The organism is Sulfuricurvum sp. MLSB (genome assembly GCF_000747095.1).
Lineage (GTDB): Bacteria > Campylobacterota > Campylobacteria > Campylobacterales > Sulfurimonadaceae > Sulfuricurvum.
The window spans coordinates 1-6744 of sequence record NZ_JQGL01000011.1 but is presented as its reverse complement, the minus strand read 5'-3'; the positions used below and the strand labels follow the sequence as shown (position 1 = coordinate 6744).

General features: G+C 50.4%; 7 protein-coding genes. 2 read left to right on the top strand and 5 right to left on the bottom strand.

Going from position 1 to position 6744, the window contains the following annotated elements:
* From JU82_RS11535 to pyrH, 5 genes are all read right to left on the bottom strand, one after another.
* The coding region (locus tag JU82_RS11535; RefSeq protein WP_294891956.1) for a nitronate monooxygenase at positions 1-121 on the bottom strand (121 nt) is incomplete at its 3' end.
* Complete coding sequence (tyrS, locus tag JU82_RS00925; protein ID WP_037945637.1) at positions 118-1320, bottom strand: tyrosine--tRNA ligase; 1203 nt, start codon at positions 1318-1320, stop codon at positions 118-120. The genes tyrS and JU82_RS11535, both read right to left, overlap by 4 nt.
* 3 nt (positions 1321-1323) lie before the next feature.
* The gene (locus JU82_RS00920) at positions 1324-3480 is read right to left on the bottom strand and encodes a RelA/SpoT family protein (RefSeq protein ID WP_037945636.1); all 2157 of its coding nucleotides are present in this window, start codon (positions 3478-3480) and stop codon (positions 1324-1326) included.
* Between the two features lie 21 nt (positions 3481-3501).
* Complete coding sequence (locus tag JU82_RS00915) at positions 3502-3717, bottom strand: DNA-directed RNA polymerase subunit omega (protein WP_037945635.1); 216 nt, start codon at positions 3715-3717, stop codon at positions 3502-3504.
* A 21-nt stretch (positions 3718-3738) separates the two neighbouring features.
* Positions 3739-4449: a UMP kinase gene (gene pyrH, locus JU82_RS00910; RefSeq protein ID WP_037945634.1), complete on the bottom strand. Its 711-nt coding sequence runs from the start codon at positions 4447-4449 to the stop codon at positions 3739-3741.
* A 96-nt stretch (positions 4450-4545) separates the two neighbouring features.
* On the opposite strand from pyrH, the gene JU82_RS00905 reads away from it, so the two are divergent.
* Both JU82_RS00905 and JU82_RS00900 read left to right on the top strand, forming a co-directional pair.
* Positions 4546-5874 (top strand): hypothetical protein, encoded by a 1329-nt coding sequence (locus JU82_RS00905; RefSeq protein WP_294891952.1) that lies wholly within the window; start codon positions 4546-4548, stop codon positions 5872-5874.
* 2 nt (positions 5875-5876) lie between these two features.
* Positions 5877-6744 (top strand): trypsin-like peptidase domain-containing protein (locus tag JU82_RS00900; RefSeq protein WP_037945633.1); only part of this gene is annotated, 868 nt, incomplete at its 3' end.

Sequence of the window (6744 nt, the reverse complement as noted above, 5' to 3'; positions counted from 1 at the left end):
GCCCCCCCTCTTTGGAAACAGTCCCTGCCAAGCGGTCCCAGCTGATACCGACACCCATTCCTCCCTGCACGATAGGGACGGGAATCGTATATTTCCCGATTTGAAGTGGCTGAAAACTCATTGGGTAACCTTTAATCGCGCAAACTTACGTTTTCCAACCTGCAGTACGTATTCGCCTGCCTCCAGTTGCAATTGTTCGTCGCTTAGTTTGTTTTGATCGATTTTAACAGAGCCTTGCTTAATCTCCCGTCGGGATTGGGAAGTAGATGGGCTAAGTCCGCAATCCACAAGCGCCTTGGCAACCCAGATCGGCCCTGTGAGTGAAAATTCGTCCATTTCGCTCGGCATTTCGCTTTGCGCGTGTACTCTCTCGAATTCTTCCCGGGCGGCTTCTGCCGATTCGTGCGAATGAAAACGGGCCGTAATTTCAACGGCAAGAGCTTCTTTTACTTTTTTCGGATGCAGCGAGCCGTTTTCGACCCCCGTTTTGAGCTCATCGATCTCGTTCAGCGATTTGGCGCTAAGCAGCTCGTAATAACGCCACATCAGAGCATCGCTGATGCTGAGGATTTTGCCGTACATATCGTTCGGCGCATCGGCTACAGCGATGTAGTTGCCGAGACTTTTCGACATTTTCTGCACCCCGTCCAACCCTTCGAGAATCGGCATCATCAGGACGGCTTGTTCTTTGCCGGTTTCGTACACCCGTTGAAGGTGTCGCCCCATCAAAAGATTGAACTTCTGATCGGTCCCTCCGATTTCGATGTCGCTTTGCAGATGAACACTGTCGTATCCTTGCAGCAGCGGGTACAAAAATTCGCTGATCGAGATCGCGATTCCGGCTTTGTGCCGTTTGTCAAAATCGTCGCGTTCCAGCATCCGTGCGACGTTGAACGTCGTGGTGAGTTCCAAGATACCCGCAGACCCGAGCGCGTTAAGCCAGTCGGCATTGAACACGACCGTCGTTTTTTCGGGATCAAGGATTTTGAACACCTGATCCTTGTAGCTTTGGGCATTCTCCTGAACCTGTGCGGGGAGAAGTTTTTTGCGCGTCTCGCTTTTACCCGTCGGATCACCGATCTGTGCGGTAAAATCGCCGATCAGAAACTGAATGCGCCCGCCGTATTTTTGGAATACGGAGAGTTTTTGCAGCAGAACCGTATGCCCCAGATGCAGATCGGGAGCGGTGGGATCGAATCCCGCTTTGACGGTGTACGTCTCCCCTTTTTCAAAATAGTTTTTCAGCAGGGTTTCAAGACGCGCTTCGTCAATGATTTCGGCCGTGCCGCGTCTTATTTCTCGTAATGCTTCGTTGATCATAGTTTATCCTTGGCTTCGGTACGCGTCGTCGGTCCGAAAAAATTGTATGATTTTCCCTTTTTTCTCTAACTTGGAGCGGAGCCGATTAAGATCGGACTCCAGGGTTTGAAACTCCATTTCACAGTACTGGGTGTGCTCGGATTTCTCTTTGCCCAGCTCGATCGAGTTGATATCGGCTCCCATTTTGGCCATGTAGGTCAGAAGATCCGCCAACGAACCCTGCGCGCTTTGCATACTGATGATGAGATGGTAGCGGAAATAGTGCTGTTGTTTCCACCGCACGAATACCATCGGTTCATGCCGTTCCATCATCGATCCGGCGTGTTTGCACATTTTATGATGGACGTGCGCTTTACCGTCTTGCAAAAAAGCGACGATTTCGTCTCCCGTTTTAGGGTGGCAGCAGTAATCAAACACGACGTCGCTCACGCTGCGGTTGGCATATACTTCCAACGCGGGGAACTCATAGAGTTTCGGTTTGACCCGATGACGCGACCAGAAACTGATCCGGCTCGTCTCCCGCATCTCGCCTGAAAAGCGGTTGACCGTCTCTTTGAGCAGATCAAGCTCTCTTGGAATACGATGGCGCTGCTCGTCCAGATGCGTCTGGGCAAACAGCTCTTCGGTCCGCTCCCGAGGGAGGCTGAAAATCGTCATTACGATATTGATGCCGCTTTCGGAGTCGATCGCACGGATGCGCTGATTGCAGTTGGCCCGCATGCTCGCTTTGGCCCGAGAAGTTTTCACGGCGTCGATCCAGCTGCATCGGAGTATTTTCTTTGCGGCGGTCGTGATCTTGACGATATCGCCGTTGTGCAGTTCACTCAGGAGGCTTGCCTTTTCCTTATTGATCAGACACCCCTCGGCACTGTCTCCTATTTCGGTATGAACCGCATACGCATAATCAAGCGCCACCGCTCCGCGCGGCAGAGTAAAAGGCTTTCCTTTCGGAGAAAAAACGCTGATGTCTTCGCTGTAGAGGTCGTTTTTGATCAGTTCGTAAAACGCTTCGACCGATTCGTTTTGATACTGAAGGTTGTGGAGCCATTCGAGATTAATGGGATTATTCCCGCCGTTTTTGTATTTCCAGTGAGCCGCAACGCCAAGTTCAGCCGTTTTGTGCATCTCGTAGGTGCGGATTTGGACCTCGAAGATGGCGCTTTCATGGAAAACGGTCGTATGAAGCGTCTGATAGCCGTTTTCCTTGGGAATCGAAATATAGTCTTTGAACCGCGAGCTTAAAGGCTGAAAGTTCAAATGAACCAGTCCGAACACACGATAGCAGTCCAACGGTTTTTTCACAAGGATCCGTATCGCCAGCAGATCAAGAATCTCGTCGATGCTGATTCCCTTGCGCTGCATTTTCAAATAAATGGAGTAATCGTGCTTGACGCGGCTAAGAATCTGAAAATCCTCCTCGTTGAACCCGTTTTCAAGCATCATTTTCGTCAGTTTCTCGCAAAAAACGTTCAGCCGCGAGTTGATGGAGCGGTAGTTCTCTTCCAGATAAAGATCAATCGCCTCTTTTTCGTCCTGAAACAGGTACTGAAAACTCAAATCCTCCAACTGGTTTTTAAGAAACGATATCCCCAGCCGGTTGGCAATCGGGCCGTAAACGACAAGCGTCTCTTCGGCGATGCGGTGCTGCTTGGCGGGAGAAAGGGCCCCGAGGGTGAGCATGTTGTGCAAACGGTCGCAGAGTTTGACGACCAAAACACGGACATCGTCAATCGATGCGATCAGCATTTTCCGAAACGAAAGCGCCGACACGACAAGCTTCTCGTCCGAATTCGACGGGATCAGTTGCGCATCGCGGATCGTGTCGATTTTTGTAAGCCCCTCGACAAGGTGGGCAACGTCTTCCCCGTAATCGCGTGCGACATCTTCGCTCGTAATATGGGTGTCTTCAACAACGTCGTGCAGCAGTGCGGCGATCACCATCGCTTCATCGCCCGTGATGGAGGCGACGATCGAAGCGACCAGAACGGGGTGAATAATATACGGCTCGCCGCTTTTGCGGAATTGATCTTTGTGCGCTTCACGGGAGAAATCAAGTGCAGCGATGATACGTTTGGTGGGGGGAATAAGTGAATAGAGGTGCTCTACGGCACCGTCTACATCATTGATTCGGGTAATGGTCTCGATATCGATTGCGTTCAATGATGGAGCTTTACCGTAAAATTAGTCTCTGTCTACAAAACCTTTGACAGTGATCAGCCCTTCGGCTATCTCCATCAAAGCGATGTCAGCGGCTTTGGCTTTTTTCACGTCGACATTCAGTTTTGACACGGCACCGTTTTGAAGTTCTTCAGAACGTTTCGCAACGGCAAGCGCCAATTGGTAGCGGTCGATATTTGCCGTTTCAAGGGCTTTTGCGGTAAGTTGTTCAAGTCTCATCTAATATTCCTTTTTTGAGATTTATTTTACGATCGAGCAACGGTTGAAATTGCCCTGGATAATTTCGAGCAGATTCCCCGGCGTAAACATATCGCATACGATGATCGGGAGTTTGTTCTCTTTGGCCAGCGCGATTGAGGTATCGTCCATCACTTTGATGTGATCCTGAAGCGCTTCGTCATAGCCCAGCGTCGGAAGCTTGATTGCGTCGTCGTATTTTTTCGGGTCTTTATTGTAGACACCGTCGACTTTGGTCGCTTTGATGATTACTTCGGCACCGATTTCGATGGCACGGAGCGTCGCGGCGGTATCCGTCGTGAAAAACGGGTTACCCGTTCCCGCGGCAAAAATAACGACCCGACCGCGTTCAAGATGACGGGTTGCACGACGGACAATAAACGCTTCCGCGATCTGCTCCATTTTAATGGCACTCTGTACCCGGACATGCATCCCTTCGTGCTCACATGCTTCTTGCATGGCGATGGCATTGATGACGGTTCCGAGCATTCCCATGTAATCCCCGGACGTGCGGCGGATAATGCCGTCTTGTGCCGCCGTTACGCCGCGGATAATATTTCCCGCTCCGATGACGATCCCTACTTCGATCCCCGCGTCAACGAGGGTTTTGATCTCCGTAGCAATGAACTTGAGGATTTTTGTATCGATGCCGTGGCCGTTTTCACCTGCCAAAGCCTCACCCGAGAACTTTACCAAAACACGCTTATAGCCCATACCATCTCCTCTTTGAATTGCGCGTATTATACTTTATTGTCGCTTTAAGGTTGCTTTGATTACACTAGGGAGATTATACATAAGGAAAAATGAGGGATGAAACTGTTCGATGCCGTCCGCTCATGGTTTACCCCCCTGCCGATACCCTACGTTCCGCGTTACGGCAGAGGGATCCATGCATTGCCCAATCCGCAAGAAAGAGAACTGTTCGATGAGGCGTCTGAAGCGTTCGTACGCGGCGACATACTAGGCGGTTACGAGTATTTTTTATCCTCGTTGCTTCACGAGGGGCATCATGACGCCCTGCCCCATCTAAGCGTCGAACGCGATGAAGATCAAATCCGTTTTCGCTTGTATCAGGGCAGTGCCATCATCCACGGAATCATAACGTCCGAATCGCTCGAAGCATATGCCGACGTTGCCCTCTTGGACAAACTCCACGTTGCGATCAAACGGCGTTTTTTGGAACGCAATTTTCAGCTTACCTATGCGCGTTTCAGCCAGAACAACGGCGTCATCCGACTTTCCATCCGACTCGACAACGCAACGATCACACCCCAAAAAATCTTTTTCCCGCTTCGTGAAATAGCCCTGAACGCCGATTTTGAAAAAGAGTTCATCGCCTCGGAGTTTGACGAATCGATACTGCTTGAATACGATCATATCCTCAAATTGGATTCCGAACGTGCATCGCATCTGCATTCCGTGATGCGCCAATGGATCGGCGAAACCAAACAAAGCCTTATCGGACTGCTTTCCAATGACAACAGCGGAATGGTATCGTTTAGCTATCTGGCCCTCCTTCTTCAGATCGATTATCTGTTGATGCCGCGAAAAAAACTTGCCAAAAACATCAACGAAAAAATCAACGGCTATTTTCTCGACGATGAAAAGATGACCGAAGACAAAAACGCTGAACTCGAAAATTATCTGAACGAACTCGAAACCATGGACATCGATGCGTTTGCGACGCAGTTTTACAAAGCGGCCTACACCTTCTCGCCTTACGAGCATGCGCTGCACGATGAGATCGCTTCGTTTATCGACGAGTCGCTGAATAAAGTCCGGTGGTATAAAAACAACCGCTCGCATTATGTCATCAGCGTCATTTACCGCTACATCGCTCTGTACGTTTTGTACAACTACGGACTTCATCCCTCGCTGCGTGCTCTGATGCACCTGCATGTCGAAATTTATTCGAGCGATTTTTTCAAAGCGGAGGGAGAAATTCCTCTGTACGATTCGAAGACACGAACATTTGACAGACATCGAATCGCGATGCGGGTCGCATCAGCCATCGAGCCGTATGCGGAGCGGTACAAAGCGTTGCGTAATTTTGCCGATGACCTCAATTACGACGATCTGGATCACTTCAGCCAGAGTTTTTATCTCCAGATCAAAAATCTCGATTATACGGAGGTGTAAGGATGAATCTTTCCACCCAAAAAATGGTTGAACGCACGATCGAGAGCATCGTACAGATAACAACCCCTTACGGCAGCGGCAGCGGATTCGTCTGCGACGGGCTGATCGTTACCAACTCCCATGTCGTCAGCGGCCTCAAAGAGGTGCTCATCAGCACCAAAACACTTCCGAAAACAATCGGCACGGTCGTCTATGACGATCCGGCGTACGATCTGGCGTTCATCCGTTCTCCCGATCCCATCGTCTGCAACCATCCGCTGCGCCTGAGTCTTGAAGAGGTTCATGACGGGGACAACGTCATCGCCATCGGCCATCCCTACGGGCTGAACTACTCTACCACCGAAGGAATTGTTTCGAAAGCCGCCCGTTTGCAGGGAGAAGTGGAATACATTCAGTTCGATGCGGCAATCAATCCCGGCAACAGCGGGGGACCGCTGATGAACGAACAGACCGAAGTGATCGGCGTCAATACCTTTATCATCCAAAATTCGAACAATCTCGGGTTCGCCCTTCCGGCGTATCTTTTGCACGACGCGCTGGAAGAATTCAAAAAAATACGCAAAGACCATGCTATCCGGTGCATTTCGTGCAAAAATCTGATTTCCGAAGAGACGATACACAATGACTATTGTCCCAAATGCGGAACAAAACTGGAAGTCGCAAAACGGCGGCGGGAAGGGTATAAACCAACCGGCGTCGTCGCACTGATCGAAACGATTTTGGGATCTCTTGGCGTCAATGTGACCCTGTCGCGCCGAAGCCAGCGCAGTTGGCGAAGCGAGAAAGGTGCAACCCGCATCGACATCAACTATTACGACAACGGCATCGTCATCGGCGATTCGCCGCTGTGCCGCATACCGCAGGAAAACA